General features: G+C 66.0%; 15 protein-coding genes. 7 read left to right on the top strand and 8 right to left on the bottom strand.

The window, feature by feature from the left end:
• Positions 1 to 15 precede the first annotated feature (15 nt).
• Genes PMES_RS08115 through PMES_RS08100 form a run of 4 tightly spaced genes read left to right on the top strand, consistent with a single transcriptional unit; the run spans position 16 to position 4,155 of the window.
• On the top strand, positions 16 to 1,800 hold the full coding sequence (locus PMES_RS08115) for a gamma-glutamyltransferase family protein (protein WP_159965202.1): 1,785 nt from the start codon (positions 16 to 18) through the stop codon (positions 1,798 to 1,800).
• Positions 1,801 to 1,803: 3 nt separating this feature from the next.
• Positions 1,804 to 2,553 carry a DUF1028 domain-containing protein gene (locus PMES_RS08110; protein ID WP_159965201.1) on the top strand — a complete coding sequence of 250 codons (750 nt, stop codon included), beginning with the start codon at positions 1,804 to 1,806 and terminating at the stop codon, positions 2,551 to 2,553.
• Between the two features lie 4 nt (positions 2,554 to 2,557).
• A complete protein-coding gene (locus PMES_RS08105) occupies positions 2,558 to 3,388 on the top strand; it encodes a sulfite exporter TauE/SafE family protein (protein WP_159965200.1) in 831 nt (276 codons plus the stop codon).
• The gene (locus PMES_RS08100; protein ID WP_236549744.1) at positions 3,385 to 4,155 is read left to right on the top strand and encodes a FadR/GntR family transcriptional regulator; all 771 of its coding nucleotides are present in this window, start codon (positions 3,385 to 3,387) and stop codon (positions 4,153 to 4,155) included. The genes PMES_RS08105 and PMES_RS08100 overlap by 4 nt, the downstream gene beginning before the upstream one ends.
• Before the next feature lie 61 nt (positions 4,156 to 4,216).
• On the opposite strand, the gene PMES_RS08095 is transcribed toward PMES_RS08100, so the two are convergent.
• Both PMES_RS08095 and PMES_RS08090 read right to left on the bottom strand, forming a co-directional pair.
• On the bottom strand, positions 4,217 to 4,933 hold the full coding sequence (locus PMES_RS08095; RefSeq protein WP_159965199.1) for an LrgB family protein: 717 nt from the start codon (positions 4,931 to 4,933) through the stop codon (positions 4,217 to 4,219).
• On the bottom strand, positions 4,926 to 5,279 hold the full coding sequence (locus tag PMES_RS08090; RefSeq protein ID WP_159965198.1) for a CidA/LrgA family protein: 354 nt from the start codon (positions 5,277 to 5,279) through the stop codon (positions 4,926 to 4,928). Before PMES_RS08090 ends, PMES_RS08095 begins: the two co-directional genes overlap by 8 nt.
• A gap of 149 nt (positions 5,280 to 5,428) precedes the next feature.
• On the opposite strand from PMES_RS08090, the gene PMES_RS08085 reads away from it, so the two are divergent.
• Positions 5,429 to 6,478, top strand: coding sequence for an ion channel (locus PMES_RS08085; protein ID WP_159965197.1), 1,050 nt, complete (start codon positions 5,429 to 5,431; stop codon positions 6,476 to 6,478).
• 57 nt (positions 6,479 to 6,535) lie between these two features.
• Here PMES_RS08085 and PMES_RS08080 read toward each other — a convergent pair whose 3' ends face one another.
• The 5 genes from PMES_RS08080 to PMES_RS08060 all read right to left on the bottom strand — a co-directional run bounded on the left by PMES_RS08080 (position 6,536) and on the right by PMES_RS08060 (position 10,087).
• Positions 6,536 to 7,336, bottom strand: a complete 801-nt coding sequence (locus PMES_RS08080; RefSeq protein WP_159965196.1) for an AprI/Inh family metalloprotease inhibitor — start codon at positions 7,334 to 7,336, stop codon at positions 6,536 to 6,538.
• Entirely contained in the window at positions 7,333 to 7,713 is a 381-nt protein-coding gene (csgH, locus tag PMES_RS08075; protein ID WP_159965195.1) for a curli-like amyloid fiber formation chaperone CsgH, read from the bottom strand. The genes PMES_RS08080 and csgH overlap by 4 nt, the downstream gene beginning before the upstream one ends.
• Before the next feature lie 3 nt (positions 7,714 to 7,716).
• Positions 7,717 to 8,379: a hypothetical protein gene (locus tag PMES_RS08070; protein ID WP_159965194.1), complete on the bottom strand. Its 663-nt coding sequence runs from the start codon at positions 8,377 to 8,379 to the stop codon at positions 7,717 to 7,719.
• Positions 8,380 to 8,504: 125 nt separating this feature from the next.
• Positions 8,505 to 9,593, bottom strand: a complete 1,089-nt coding sequence (locus PMES_RS08065; protein ID WP_159965193.1) for a CsgG/HfaB family protein — start codon at positions 9,591 to 9,593, stop codon at positions 8,505 to 8,507.
• A gap of 50 nt (positions 9,594 to 9,643) precedes the next feature.
• A complete protein-coding gene (locus PMES_RS08060; protein WP_159965191.1) occupies positions 9,644 to 10,087 on the bottom strand; it encodes a curli assembly protein CsgF in 444 nt (147 codons plus the stop codon).
• A 566-nt stretch (positions 10,088 to 10,653) separates the two neighbouring features.
• Here PMES_RS08060 and PMES_RS08055 point away from each other — a divergent pair.
• Both PMES_RS08055 and PMES_RS08050 read left to right on the top strand, forming a co-directional pair.
• Positions 10,654 to 11,952, top strand: coding sequence for a hypothetical protein (locus tag PMES_RS08055; RefSeq protein WP_159965189.1), 1,299 nt, complete (start codon positions 10,654 to 10,656; stop codon positions 11,950 to 11,952).
• Between the two features lie 116 nt (positions 11,953 to 12,068).
• A complete protein-coding gene (locus tag PMES_RS08050; protein WP_159965188.1) occupies positions 12,069 to 13,160 on the top strand; it encodes a hypothetical protein in 1,092 nt (363 codons plus the stop codon).
• Between the two features lie 15 nt (positions 13,161 to 13,175).
• On the opposite strand, the gene PMES_RS08045 is transcribed toward PMES_RS08050, so the two are convergent.
• Positions 13,176 to 14,213, bottom strand: coding sequence for a YeiH family protein (locus PMES_RS08045; protein ID WP_159965186.1), 1,038 nt, complete (start codon positions 14,211 to 14,213; stop codon positions 13,176 to 13,178).
• Positions 14,214 to 14,232: the final 19 nt, after the last annotated feature.

The following is a 14,232-nucleotide window of genomic DNA, read 5'->3' as shown; positions in this document are numbered from 1 at the left end:
TTCGAAAGAGAGACCATGACAGGCTTCACCACCCGCCCCGAGATCCGCGGCACTTTCGGCACCGTCACCTCGACCCACTGGATCGCGAGCGCCGTGGGCATGGGCATCCTCGAGCGCGGGGGCAACGCCTTCGACGCCGCCGTGGCAACCGGGCTCGTGCTGCAGATCGTCGAGCCGCACCTGAACGGGCCGGCGGGGGACATGCCGGCGATCTACCGATCGGCCAAGACCGGGCAGGTCGAGGTGCTCTGTGCGCAAGGTCCGGCCCCGGCGGGGGCCACGATCGAGCATTACCGCGCGCAGGGGCTCGAACTGATCCCCGGCACCGGATTGCTCGCGACGGTGATCCCCGGCGCCTTCGACGGCTGGATGCTGATGCTGCGCGATCATGGCACGATGGAGCTTGCCGACGTGATGGCGCCCGCGATCGCCTATGCCCGCGACGGCCATCCGGTCCTGCCGCGCGTCGCGGCGACGATGCAGGGGCTCGTGCGTTATTTCCAGGACGAGTGGCCGACATCCGCGGCGGTCTGGGCGCCGGAGGGCCGGGCACCCGAAGCGCACGAGCTTTTCCGCAATCCCGATCTCGCCGCGACATACCAGCGCCTTGCCGAAAGCGGCGGCGACACGCGAGAGGCCCGCATCGACGCGGCCCGCACCGAATGGGCCGAAGGCTTCGTCGCCGAAGCGGTCAGTGCCTACCTCGCCGATGCGGAGGTGCATGACGTGTCCGGCGGGCGCAACCGCGCCGTCCTGAGCCGCGAGGACATGGCCGGCTGGCGCGCACGCAGCGAGCCGCCGGTCTCGGCGGAGTATCACGGCTGGACCGTGCACAAGACCGGGCCTTGGGGGCAAGGGCCCGTCTTGCTGCAGGCGCTCTCGATCCTCAAGAACTTCGACCTGGCCGCGATGGATCCGAACGGGGCCGAGTTCACCCATACCGTCATCGAGGCGATGAAACTGGCCTATGCCGACCGCGAGGCCTATTACGGCGATCCGGACCATTCCGAGATCCCGCTCGACCGGCTTCTGTCCGATGATTACGGGCGCGATCGTGCGGCGCTGATCGGCGAACGGGCATCGACCGAGCAGCGGCCCGGCCGCATCGACGGCTTCGAGCGACTGGCCGATGCCGCGATCGAACGCGCCGGCCGCCAGTTCGACATCAATCCCGACGCGCCGCCGCAAGAGCCGACGATGGCCCATCTGAGCGAGAAGCGCGGTGACACGGTGCATCTCGACGTGATCGACCGCTGGGGCAACATGGTCGCCGCGACCCCCTCTGGCGGCTGGCTGCAAAGCTCACCGGTGATCCCCGGACTTGGCTTTCCGCTCAACAGCCGCGCACAGATGTTCTGGCTCGACGAGGGGCTTCCGACATCGCTGGCGCCGGGGCGTCGTCCGCGCACCACCCTGACACCGACCCTGGCCGAGAAGGATGGGCGCGCACTGGTCTTCGGCACGCCCGGCGGCGATCAGCAGGACCAGTGGCAGCTTGTCTGGTTCCTGCGCTTCGTGCATCACGGGCTCGACCTACAGGAGGGGATGGACGCGCCCTTGTTCCACTCGATGCATTTCCAGGGATCGTTCTATCCGCGCGCGGTCAAGCCGGGCGAGATGATGATCGAGCCATCGGCGGGCGAGGAGACGATTTCCGCGCTGCGTGCGCGCGGCCACGAGGTGACGGTGGCCGAGCCATGGTCCGTGGGACGCCTGACGGCCGCGCTGCGCGAGCCGGACGGCATGTTGCGTGCGGCGGCGACGCCGCGCCTGATGCAGGCATATGCGGTGGGGCGCTGAAGGATGACCTATTCGATCATTGCACATGACCGGGCCACGGGCGAGATCGGGATCGCCGTCGCCTCGCGCTTCTTCGCCTGCGGCGGGGCAGTGCCCTATGTCGGCGCGCGCTGCGCCGTCGCCACCCAAGCCTTCGTCAACCCGCTCTGGGGCAGCCAGGGGCGTGCGCGGCTGGCCGGCGGGGAAAGCGCCGAGGACGTGCTCGCCGATCTCGTCGCCCGCGACGAGGGACGCGCCGCGCGGCAGTGCCACATGATGGACGCGCAGGGCCGCTTCACCGCCCATACGGGGGCCGACTGCATCGATTGGGCGGGCCACCTCGTCGGCGAGCGGCATTCGGTTGCCGGCAACATGTTGACCGGGCCCGAGGTCGTGCGGGCCTGCTTCGATGCCTATGCCGGGGCGCAGGGCTCGATGGCCGAGCGCCTTCTTGCGGCGATGGAGGCCGGCGAGGCGGCGGGCGGCGACAAGCGCGGCCGGCAGGCGGCGGGCCTGACGATCCACAGGGGCGAGGATTACGCCTACCTCTCGCTCAGGGTCGATGACGATGCCGATCCACTCGCCGAGCTGCGCCGACTGCTCGACGTGGCGGGCGAGCGCTACCTCCATGTCGCCGAGGCCATGCCCACCGCTGCGAATTTCTCGGGCATCGTGGATCGCGGACCGATCGACCGCGCCATAGCCGATGCCGAGGAGCGGCGCATCGCCGCGGGACGCCCCTCGCAATCGCGCGCCACCAGCACGGAGACCTGAACGCATGGATTTCGGCACGATCGCGACGCTTCTTGCCATCGCCGTCTCTGCCGGCGTCGCGGGCGGCATCCTTGCGGGCCTTCTGGGCGTTGGGGGCGGCATCGTCATCGTTCCCGCTCTTTATTTCGCCCTGTCCTTCACCGGGATGGAGCCCGGACTGACCATGCAGCTTTCGGTCGGCACCTCCCTGGCGACGATCGTCTTCACCTCGCTGTCCTCGGCGCGCGGTCATTACAGGCGCGGCGCCATCGATACCGCGCTGCTCAAGCTCTGGGCGCCGTCGATCCTCGTCGGTGTCGTCCTGGGGAGCTTCACCGGCGGGCTGATCGACGGGCGCATCCTCATCGCGGTCTTCGCGATCGTTGCGGCGGTGGTGGCCGCCGACATGATCCTGCGCCGTCCGGGCGACGGCGCGGCGCCGCGCAGTTTCTCGAAGCCGGTCTGGGCGGGCTTCGGCGTCTTCGCGGGGGCCGTATCGTCGATGATGGGGATCGGGGGGGGGACGGTCTGCGTGCCGCTGCTCAATTTTCTCGGATACGACATCCGGCGGGCGGTCGGTACATCGGCGGCGATCGGCTTCATCATCGGGCTCCCCGGCGCGATCATCTACCTTTTGACCGGGCTGGACGCGGAAGGGCTGCCGCCATTCTCGGTAGGCTACATCAATCTCGTGGCGGTTGCCGTGATCATTCCCCTGACGACGACCTTCGCGCGGGTCGGTGTACGGATCGCCCATACGATCCCCCAGCGTGCGCTCAGACTGGCATTCGGGCTGTTCCTCGCGATCACCTCGGCGCGCATGTTCTGGGACCTCGCCAAGGCCATGGGCTGGTGAGCGGCGAGCCCGAGGAGGCCGAGCTGCTCGCCGGGCTGCGTGACGGGCTGCGCGACGGGACATTGCTGGCGAACGGGCGCGTCCTTCCCGAGCGGCAGCTCGCCGAACGGATGGGTGTCGGGCGCACTCGGCTGCGCCGGCTGCTCGACGTGATCGAGGCCGAGGGCGGTATTTTCCGGCGCCAGGGGCAGGGGACCTTCGCCGCGCCGCCACCCGCCGCCGGTGCCGTGCGGACGCTCGCGCGCCAGGTCACGCCGCAGAACGTCATGGAGGTGCGGCTGGAAGTCGAGCCGGCGCTCGCCGCGCTCGCCGCGCAACGTGCCAGCGCCGAAGAGCTGCAACTTCTGCGCCGGCTCATGGGCGCGACCTTGCGGGCGCAGGATGTCCGCAGTTACGAGACCGCCGACGATATCTTTCACTTCAAGATCGCCGAACTGGCTCATAATCCCCTCTTTCTCACGATCCATCAATCGATCCGCTCGGTGCGCCGTCATGCGCAATGGACAAGCCGTCGCCGCGCCACGATGACACCCGAGCGGCTGGCGGAGCTGGGACGCCAGCACGAGGAACTCGTCACGCACATCTCCGAAAGGCGCTCGGCCGCGGCGGCCGGGGCGATGGAACGTCACCTGATTACCGTGTCGAACGCGATGCTGCGCGAGCGCAAGATCTGGAGCGGCGAGGGGCCCGTGCCGCAAGAAGCGTCGTCTCAGCGCACCGATACCCGGCGTGGCGCGCCATCGGATACGCTGCGGCCGAAAACCTGACAGTACCGGCGCCTTCCTGCGAACTGCTTATCCTCATAATCAGCATTATGTAATTTTCATATCAGAAAAAGAACGCGACGATCACGGGAACGATCACCGCTGTCAGGACCGCGTTCATTCCCATCCCGATCCCAGAGAACGCGCCCGCCGTGCCGTGGATTCGGAATGCATGCGCCGTGCCGATGCCATGCGCGGCCACGCCGACCGCGAACCCCCTGGCGCGCCAATCCCTGATGCCCAGGGCATTGAGCATCGGCGTGGCGACAATGGCGCCGATCACCCCGGTCACGATCACGAGAACCGCGGTAAGCGAGGGGATGCCGCCGATGGCCTCGGCCACGCCGAGCGCCACCGGCGCGGTGGTTGATTTGGGTGCGAGCGAGAGCAGCAGATCCCCGCGCACGCCCAGGGCCCACGCGATCCCGAGGGCCGAGAGAATCGCGGTCAGCGAGCCGGCCAACAGGGCCGCGAGCATCGGAAAGACCGCCCGCCGCACGGTGCCGAGATTCTCGAAAAGGGGCACCGCAAGCGCGACCGTCGCGGGACCGAGCAGGAAGTGGACGAATTGCGCCCCTTCGAAATAGACCCTGTAGGGCGTGCCGCTCACGTGCAGCACCGCGCCGATCACGATGACGGCGATCAGGACAGGATTGGCCAGGGGATGACGGCGCGCGCGCTCGGATACATGGTCCGCCAGCACATAGGCCAGAAGCGTCACGGCGAGCCAGAGCAAGGGCTCCTCGGCCAGGTAGCTCCACAGGATCACCGGATCATTCATCGCGATGCCCGATCATCCGCGCGACGAGGAGGAACGCGCCGACGCCCGCGAGAATGGCCAGGATCGTGCTCAGCACAAGCGCCGTGAGCAGCGCCGGACCGTCGCTTCCGAAACTGTCGAAATGGTCGATAGCGCCGACCCCGGCGGGCACGAAAAGCAGCGACATGTTCGCCAAAAGCGCATGTGACGGTGCCGCGATCCGTCCGGCCAGCCCGGGCCGCAGCGCCAGAAGGGCCAGCAGGGCCAAAAGCCCCAGAACCGGTCCGGGAACGGCCAGGCCGAAGGCCCGCGACACGGCGGTTCCGACCAGTTGACAGCTCAGCAGGATGGCGGCGGCCTTGATCATCGCGATGTCCTCCAGCAATGGCACACCCATCATGCGCGCATGGCCCCGAACCGCCCGCAACCCCCTTTTTGGGGGCTTGCAAGATCCGCCCCTGCAAGGCACCAACATGGCTGCCGGCTGCCGCACGGCCCCAATAAGTAACGGTTGCCATGAATTTCTATAACAAGATGCCGGGAGGGTTTGCCCGCCTCGCACGCAAGATGCTGCAGGACCTGGCACGGCTCAGCTGGCGCGCGGCGCTCGTGCTGACGACACTTCATGTGTCCATCTCCTATGTCGGGCTGTTCTTGCTGGGCGAAACCGAGCTGACGCAGAACTGGGCCCGTTATCTCTACTTCTATGTGGTGACCGGATCGACCGTGGGATACGGCGATCTCAGCCCCGGCACCCGGTGGGGTGCGATTTTCACCGCGCTTTTCGTGGTGCCCGGCGCCATCGCCATCTTTGCCTCGTTCCTCCTCGGACGGGTCTTCATCGCAATCCAAGAGGGAGTACAGACGATCATGAACGGGCTTGGGGATTTCACGGACCGTTACGGCCATGTGGTGATCGTCGGCTACATACCCGGCGATACGGAACGGCTCCTGCGCGAGACGCGGATGCATCACGCGGGCAAGGACGTGATCGTCATCGCCGCGGGGGCCAATGCGCCGCGCGGCCGCAGCGCGTTCACCTCGGTGCACGCCAACAGCCTCTCGAGCCTGCGTGATCTGGAACGGGCGGGAATCAAGGGGGCCGCGCATGTCGTGATCATGCCCGGGAACGACGATGAATGTCTCGCGGCGGGTCTCGCGGTGGGCGCGCTGGAGCCGAAGGGCCATGTCGTGGCCTATTTCGAGGATCGCGAAAAGGCGCAACTGCTCGATCATCACGTGGCACAGATCGAATGCGTTTCTTCGACCTCCGTCGAACTGGTTAGCCGGGCCATGGTGGATCCGGGTGCCTCCGCCGTGCTTGCCGACCTGTCATCGGCCAGCCGCAACGCCACGCTGCACTCCATGCAGATCCGTCCGGGTGGAAGCGCGGCCACCGATCTGCAGGGGTGGATCCGGCGACTGCGCAAGCGGGGCGCCACCCTCATCGCGCTGCGCCGGCCGGGCGAGACGGAAACCGTGAGCTTCGATCTGTCGGATCCGATCGCGGACCTGACCGGCTACACCCTCTACTACATTGCAGCGAAACGTCTTCCGCGCAACTGACGGAGCGGCATGCGGGGGGCGGAGCGACAAGCCCCCCCGTCCCGCGAGATAACGCGATCAGCCGCTCTCGGGCGGACTTGTATCGGGGGCCGCCGCGCCGGGCGGTGCCGTGCAACCGTTGACATAGGTCACGATCGGCCATTCGGCCTGCCGCACCGCCGCCTTGCCAAGCCATGCCTCGGTCTCGCCGAAGCGTGCCCGGCACCACAGCCCGTCCGAGGCAGCGAGACACTGGTCCACGATGACGCAGTTTCCTTGCGATATGACACCGAGGCTCGCGCTGCCACGCCGGGGTTGGCTATAGGCGGTCAGGTTCACCGACAACTCCACCTGTGCGGTGCCGTCATCATCGAATACCGGCCGATCGCGGTCCTGCGTGTCACTGCATTCGGCGCTCGTCCCCAAATAGAAGCATGTATGGCGGCGCAAGGCATTCGACAGGAATTGCGCATGGGCATCCCCCTCGGCACGCTCGAGGATGACGCCGCGGCCGCTTTGACTGGCCAATCCGGTGATCCGTGCCTGGTTGCCGCCAAGCTGCGCGAGGGTCCGGCCCTGCGCATCCGCCAGCATGAGATTGGCGTTATCGATGCTCCAGCTTTCCGCGGCGGCGAAAATGTCCGCGCATCCCTCCGGCATGGCGGTGTATTGCCCGTCGGCCCCCGGCTCGGGTGCGAGATCGATCCTGCACGGACCGTCGCCGCTCGAATAGGCGGGATCGAAGGCATACCAGCTTCCCGAAAGCGCCGCGATGAACTCCTGTGCGCTCTGCGCTCCGGCTTGCGGCGCCGTGGCAAGCCCCGCGATCAAGGCGGCGAGCAGTGCCCCCCCGTTCCCTGCTTCGACCGTCATCCTCATTGCATGCGCTCCCCGAATTCCCGTTCGAGCCGCCCGACCTCTTCCCCGTTCTCCAGAAGGACGAGGCGGGCCGACCCCCATGCCTGCGGCGTGACCGAAACCCGTGTCGTGGCAACGATCTCCCGCCCTCCCGCCGAAAGATCGATTTCCCGGCTCTGCCGGGTTCTCATCCGCCCCGAACCGTCTTGCCGCTCGAAGGTGAAGGCGGCGGTGATCGGGGTTTCATGCCACCCCTCGACCACCGCTTCGATCGACAACATCCCGTCGGAGTGATCGAAGATGATCAGGGGGGCCAATCCCTGCGTCTCGCCCGCGGCCGCGGCGCCTCCGATCAGCGCGGCGGCGAGGGTGGTGAAGCCTTTGCGAACCCTGTGCATCGCTCAGAACCCGCGCTGCACGATGCGCACGGTCTCGCCGTTGGAGATCACCCGCACCGTGCCGGTGGTTCCATTGCCGTTCCCGGTCTGGATCACCGTGCCGGAGGTTCCCGCACCCTCGACTTCCAGCGTCATGATATTCGCATCCCCCATCTGGGAGATCTGGCCCGACGCCCCTGCTCCCTCGACGCGCAGCGATGCGATATTGCTCGATCCCTCCTGCTCGATGCGCCCGCTGCCGGGCAGAAGTCCCGGCACCGAGAATATGGTCAGGTCGGCGACATTGCCCTGTCCCGACTGGATGAGCTCGCCGATGCTGGCACCGCCGATCACCGCGAAGGCCTCGTTGCCCCGCCCGAGCGCGCCGCCGGTGTTGACCTGCGACAGTGACAGGCGGCCGTCGGCCCCTTCCATGAGAACATCGGCCGTGTTGCCACCACCGCTCTGCAGCGCCGGAAGAAGACCATCCTCCGATCCTGCGAGGCGTGTGCCGAGCGCGTTCGACTGATCGAGGGTCAACGTGTTGCCGCCGGTGCTGCCGCCCGCGCCTTCCTGGATGAGAAAGAGCAGGTTACCGCCGAGCGATTGCGCATTCGCCGCACCGCTTCCGGCGGCAAGGGCGATTCCGGTGCTCAGAAGGAGCCTCCGCAAAATCCGGTGGGCCATCGACCATCTCCCATGAATATAAAATAAAATCTTAAAGAATCGTGGCGATCATACCATCACCGGGGCGCGAATCAAAATGCATCCGGCGGGGGCGCTATTCGCTACCTCCGCCAGATACCCTCGTGTCAGATCGGCGCGCCCGCTGCCCTGCTGATCACTTCCCCCGGATCGGCGGGCGGCGGCACGGGCACCGTCTCGCGCGCGGGCGTGCGGCTTTGGGCGGGTGAGGAGACCCTGCGGACCGTCGTGGCTTGCGCGCGGCGTGGACGCGTCTCGACGACGCGCGCGGCATCGAGCGTATCGGGCGGGCGCACGGTCAGCCCGCGACGCTTCAGATCGGTGCCCCGGTAGCGTTCGGCGCGGAAGCCGTCGACGAGGGTGCGGCCGCGCGCGGGATCCGAGAAGGACCAGATGCCCCGCTCCGCCCCCGACAGGATCAGGCTGTAGACGGCCTTGTCGACCGCCATGCGCACCGCGAGCTGTTTGGATTCGTTGACCGCAACGCCGCTTTCGATCTCGAGCAACTCATCGAGCGCGATATAGCGGAACACTCCGCCACGCAGCGAGGTGGAGGCGATCGGCTTCTCGATCATGACGCTCGCCAGAACCTCTCCCGATCCGCTCGACACCGCCCGCAGGCTCACCGTCACGACGTCCAGCTTCCATTTCGTATCGCCGCCGATTCCAAGGTAGCGGGCCCCGAAGCCGCCGGTCTGCAGGTTGCTGTCGTAACCGACGATGCCACCCTGGATCAGGATGCCGGCATGGCGCAGCGGCCGGATGGCATTCGGGTCGGGCAGGGTTTCGCCCCTGTAAAGCCGGCGCATCTCGGTGGCGATCTGCCGCTCGCGCAACATGCTGTCGAGATCGGAGCGGTCAAGGACCGAGAACCAGCGGCCCTCGCCCGCATCCTGCAGCGCTTCGATCAAAAGAGGGGCGCCGCCTTGTGTCACCGCGCGCGAGAGCGTCTGGAAGTTCTCGGCTTCGCGGTATTGCCCCGTCAGGTCGGGGAAGTCGTAGACGCCGACGGTAATGCGGCTCTTGGGCGCGGGCAAAAGGCGTAGCGCATAATTCTGTTCGGTGATCCGGCTTACCGAGGCGGGATACGGGCCGATCAGCGGCTTGTCGAGCTGGGCACAGCCCGCAAGCAGCATGAGGCCCACGGCGGCGGCGAACCTGCGGCGGAACCCGGGTCTGGGGCGTTCAATGGGCATCGCGGTCGATCCTTTCATGTCCTTGGCATCGTGCCTTGTCGCGCCGCGCATCAGTTCACGACGAGTTGCGGAACGACGATCTCCGTCACCGTTCCGGCCAGGTTGTCGGTGATGATGAGGGTGATCGCCTGCGTGGTGCGGTCGAATTGCACGGTGGTATCGCCGAATGTGATGAGGCCGTTATCCTGTGCGCCGTCGCCGAAGATCGCCTCCGAGACCTGTCGCGACAGATCGGAAAAGAGGCGCGACTGCAGCTGGCTGACAAAACGGTCCGCCTCGGTCTGCTCGGCACCTCCCGCCGTGGCATCCGTGGCAACCGGCGCGTCGCGTGCCGTGGCCATGCGCTGCGCACTCGCGATCGCCTGGAGATGCGACGAGTTCAGGGGGCTTCCGCCAAAGGACGGGTTGATAGGCTGATAGGTCAGATCCTGCGCCGTCAGCGGCACGGCAATGAAGACGAGACCTGTGGTCACTACGAGCTGAAATGCTCTCATGATACTCTCCTCGGTCTAAGAAAAATCTGGGAAATCAATGATACTGTAAAGGAACTGTTAAGGATCATGCTGCACGCCACGGGGTGAAGGTCAAAGCTTCTCGCTCAAGCACGGCACCGGGACGGTTTCCGTCGATCAACCTGTTGCGATTTTACGACTCGCCTCAAGGGTTGCCAAGATACCGCATACTCAACCTATTACCGCCGGCTTTGTGAACAGCCTGTTCGCCTCGATGCGATTGTGTCAAGAAGAAGGCGGATTAAAGGAATCATTTGATAATTTCGGATTAACCTTTTATAAGTGAGTTTGTGGGACGGAGATTTATCGTCTTTTAGATTTTTGAGTATTCAGCCAAACCAGACGCCGGACTGTTTTTTCACTGGCATCGCCAGCACGGTCCCAAGTCACTTATCGGCATTTTACCGGGATGGCATCGTGGCCAGCCAATTGAAGATCTTTGCCTGCAGCTCTGTTGAGAAACGGCGCAGCACAGACCGATTGCGTCGCTTATCGACACTATATTTAAGTGATGGGAGATAATTATGACTTTCGCTAAAATCATCCTGATGTCCAGCACGGCGCTCGGCCTTTCCCTTACCGCCGCCGCAGCACAGAACATAACGGAGACCCTGCAGACCGGTGACTGGAACTCGGCCGGCGTCTGGCAGACGGGCGACGGGAACACGGCTGGCAACCTTTCGATGCCGCTGACGCAATCGGGCGACAGCAACGATCTGTTCGTGACGCAATCGGGTGACGACAACACCCTTGGCCTCGGCTCGAACGCCACCGTCGCGGCTGACGGTGTCCAGCAAATCTCCAGCTCCAGCCTCGGGTCCGCGATGCGGCAGAACGATGCAACCGTGCTGCAAAGCTCGGATGACAACAATATCGACTCGATCGTCCAGCACGCGGAATCGAGTGCCGGAGCGATCAGCACGCAGAACACGCTCGACATCACGCAGGGCGGCGGCGGCAACCATGAGCTGACCTCCGTGTACCAGTACAAATCTTCTGCCGGGCGCAACGATGCCACCGTCATGATGACCGGCACAACAAACACGATCAACGAGATCTGGCAGGACACCGATTCCGGAACCGGAACCGTCAACACGCTCGACATCAATATCAGCGGCAGCAACAACAATGATCACAGTATCTGGTACGGCGGCGTCGGCGCGGACAGCGTAGGCTCCGTCCAACCGGGTGTCTTCATCCAGGCGGTGGGAGGCAGCGGCCTGACGACCGGCGACAACAGCGCGACGATCGATGTCTCGGGCAACGGCAACGAGTTCGGAACCATACAGCGTGGTATGCGCAACACGGTCGGAACGCTGCAGATCACCGGCAATTTCAACGATCTCGCGACGCGGCAACGCGGCAACGACAACACCATCGTCGTCGCCTCGATCGATGGCTGGTTCAATGGCCTCGGTATCCGCCAGATCGGTAACAACAACCTCGCCGATGCGCAGATCATCGGCGGCGCAAGCGACGACAACCGCGCGTTTATCCACCAGACGCAGGATAACAACGAAGCCTATCTGACCATCGAGGGCGATAACAATGGCGCAGCGTTCGGCTTCACGTCCGGCTCGATGGCCGAAATGGCCGCCGCACCTCCGGGCACGGTCCAGATGGCCGGGGTCATCCGCCAGAACGCGACCCTTCCGGGCGGCAATGTCGCCGATCTCGATGTCGACGGGAACAACAACGCGTTTCGTGTTCACCAGATCGGATCGAACACCTTCGACGGCATGATCGACGGCAACGGGAACCAGATGTCGGTCTATCAGAACGGCGCAAACAATTCCTCCGGTAACACGCAGATCGGCAACGGAAACAACGTCGGTATCTATCAATAGGGTTGTCCCGGTGCTTCGGGCCGCCGCTCCTGCGGCCCGGGCGCTCAACTCGGGCGGGCCCACACGATGCGGCCCGCCCTTTTTTCCGGCACCCCCGATCCGATTGGAGCCGACAGATGTTCCACCATCCCTTGATGAGATGCTGCGGCCTGCTTGCCCTCGCCTTTCCGACCGGCACGCTCGCAGGCAACTCGGCCACTCTCCTGCAAGCCGCGCCGGCCTTCGGCACCCAGGGCAACGAAGCCCTGATCGACCAGGGCGCGGGCACGGGCAACAGCGCAGGCACCCGATTGGCACCCCTTTCGCAAACGGGATCGAATAATGACTTGTCGATCATCCAGGCCGGCACAGGCAACCGCGCCGGGACCGGCGACAGCGTTTCGGGCCAGATCGCGCAGCGCTCCGATGCGGGCGCGGGACCGCGGGCCAACCTGCTTGCGCTCGAGCAGATGAATGGCGCGAACCTGCTGCGCTCGGCCTTGCAGGTGACCGCGGGCGGCGCGGACGTGCCCGTCAACATGTTGAAGCTGACACAGAAGGGCGCCAACCGCATCGGCCATGCCGAGCAGCGGTCCGTGCTCAATGTCGCGGGGAACATCGCGACCCTCGTGCAGGACGGAGCGCGCAACCGGGTCCGACGCCTGTTTCAGGAAAGTCGCGGTAGCGGCACGGCCCCCAACGAGATCGACGCCACCTTCATCGGATCGTGGAACGGGCGGGACGCGTTCGCCGGCGCCGCCCTGATGCCGGATGCGCCCAATGCGGGCCTCGTGCAACGCGGCTCGGGCAACCGCCTGGAGCTTTTCGTCGATGGCGACCGCGCGGCATTCGGCACCCGGCAGATCGGCACGGATAACGAGGCGCGCATCACGGCGGCCGGTCACGACCTGTCCCTTGCCAGCGTGCAGCTCGGCGATCAGAACAGGATCGAATTGCAGATCGACGGCACCGCGAGCACACTCGGCCTGTTGCAGGACGGATCGCGCAACAGGATCGGCGGCCATCTATCGCATCCGGACCTGTTCGCCGAGCTGACCCAGGTCGGGCGCGGCAACGCCGTCGACCTCGATGTCACGCAGACCGGCAACCGGATCGTCACCGAGCAGCGCGGCCCGCGGAACCATGTCGACATCACCCAGGCCACGGCCAACAACACCGTCAACGTCACCCAGCTCGCCGGCGGGAACAGCGTCACCGTCCTGCAATAGCCGCGCCGCGCGCCGTCAGGGACCGAGCCCGAAGACCCCGATGCCCACGTAGACGAGCGCTGCGAGAAAGAGCGTCTCGGAAAGGATGAGGACGATCGCGCCGGGCCCCACCTGCAGCATGTGGCGCAGATCGGTCTTCATCCCGACGGCCGCGATCGCGGCAAGCAGCGACCAATGCGACACCCGCGCGAGAAAGCCCGACAAGGCACCGGGCAAGAGGCCGAGCGAATTGAGTGCCGCGAGCGCGAGGAAGCCGGCCACGAAGAGAGGTACGATGGGCGGTCTTTGCCCGACGCCGCCGCCCGCCTCACCATGGGCAGGACGCCACCACAGGGCGATGAGCACCACCACGGGCGCCAGGAGCGAGACGCGGATCAGCTTGACCAGCGTCGCCACCTCCCCTGCCCTGTCGGAAATCGAGAAACCCGCTCCCACCACCTGGGCCACGTCATGCACTGTCGCGCCGATGAAGGCGCCGGCCGTCGTATCGTCGAAGCCGAGCACCCCGACGAGGATGGGATAGACGATCATCGCGAGGGTCGAGAGGACCGTGACCCCGAGAACGGTAAAGAGGAGATTGCGTTCGGAGCGTGCATCCTTGGGAAGGACGGCCGCGATCGCCATGGCCGCCGACGCGCCGCAGATGGCCACCGCCCCGGCGGTCAGGAGCGCGAAGCGCGGCCCCTGGCCGATGAGACGTCCGGCGAGGATACCGAAACCGATCGTCGCCGCGACCGCCGCCAGGATCAGGGAAACCATGGGCAGGCCGAGATCGCCGAGCATCTCGGTGCTGACACGCGCGCCGAGGATCGCCACGCCGAAACGCAGCACGCTGCGCGCGGTGAAACCGATACCCGCGGCGGTCGGGCCCGGATCGCTCAGCGAATTGAGCGCGATCCCGAATAAAAGCGCCATGAGCATGGCGGGCGCGCCGTAATGGTCGGCCACGAACTGCGCCGCGAGCGCGACCAGGACCGCGACGAGGACGCCGGGCATGAGCTCGCGCAAGGCCGTTATCCGATGCGCCGCGATGCCCTGGATGAGCTCACGCATCGCCGGGACGCCCCGGCCG

Origin of the sequence: Profundibacterium mesophilum KAUST100406-0324 (assembly GCF_009835145.1) — a bacterium.
Lineage (GTDB): Bacteria > Pseudomonadota > Alphaproteobacteria > Rhodobacterales > Rhodobacteraceae > Profundibacterium > Profundibacterium mesophilum.
This window is presented reverse-complemented; position numbering and strand designations above follow the sequence as displayed.

Excerpts from the sequence above, each read along its gene's own strand:
- PMES_RS08115 (WP_159965202.1), top strand. The coding sequence starts at position 16 with ATGACAGGCTTCACCACCCGCCCCGAGATCCGCGGCACTTTCGGCACC.
- PMES_RS08110 (WP_159965201.1), top strand. The coding sequence starts at position 1,804 with ATGACCTATTCGATCATTGCACATGACCGGGCCACGGGCGAGATCGGG.
- PMES_RS08105 (WP_159965200.1), top strand. The coding sequence starts at position 2,558 with ATGGATTTCGGCACGATCGCGACGCTTCTTGCCATCGCCGTCTCTGCC.
- PMES_RS08095 (WP_159965199.1), bottom strand. The coding sequence starts at position 4,933 with ATGAATGATCCGGTGATCCTGTGGAGCTACCTGGCCGAGGAGCCCTTG.
- PMES_RS08090 (WP_159965198.1), bottom strand. The coding sequence starts at position 5,279 with ATGATCAAGGCCGCCGCCATCCTGCTGAGCTGTCAACTGGTCGGAACC.
- PMES_RS08085 (WP_159965197.1), top strand. The coding sequence starts at position 5,429 with ATGAATTTCTATAACAAGATGCCGGGAGGGTTTGCCCGCCTCGCACGC.
- PMES_RS08080 (WP_159965196.1), bottom strand. The coding sequence starts at position 7,336 with ATGAGGATGACGGTCGAAGCAGGGAACGGGGGGGCACTGCTCGCCGCC.
- csgH (WP_159965195.1), bottom strand. The coding sequence starts at position 7,713 with ATGCACAGGGTTCGCAAAGGCTTCACCACCCTCGCCGCCGCGCTGATC.
- PMES_RS08070 (WP_159965194.1), bottom strand. The coding sequence starts at position 8,379 with ATGGCCCACCGGATTTTGCGGAGGCTCCTTCTGAGCACCGGAATCGCC.
- PMES_RS08065 (WP_159965193.1), bottom strand. The coding sequence starts at position 9,593 with ATGCCCATTGAACGCCCCAGACCCGGGTTCCGCCGCAGGTTCGCCGCC.
- PMES_RS08060 (WP_159965191.1), bottom strand. The coding sequence starts at position 10,087 with ATGAGAGCATTTCAGCTCGTAGTGACCACAGGTCTCGTCTTCATTGCC.
- PMES_RS08055 (WP_159965189.1), top strand. The coding sequence starts at position 10,654 with ATGTCCAGCACGGCGCTCGGCCTTTCCCTTACCGCCGCCGCAGCACAG.
- PMES_RS08050 (WP_159965188.1), top strand. The coding sequence starts at position 12,069 with ATGTTCCACCATCCCTTGATGAGATGCTGCGGCCTGCTTGCCCTCGCC.
- PMES_RS08045 (WP_159965186.1), bottom strand. The coding sequence starts at position 14,213 with ATGCGTGAGCTCATCCAGGGCATCGCGGCGCATCGGATAACGGCCTTG.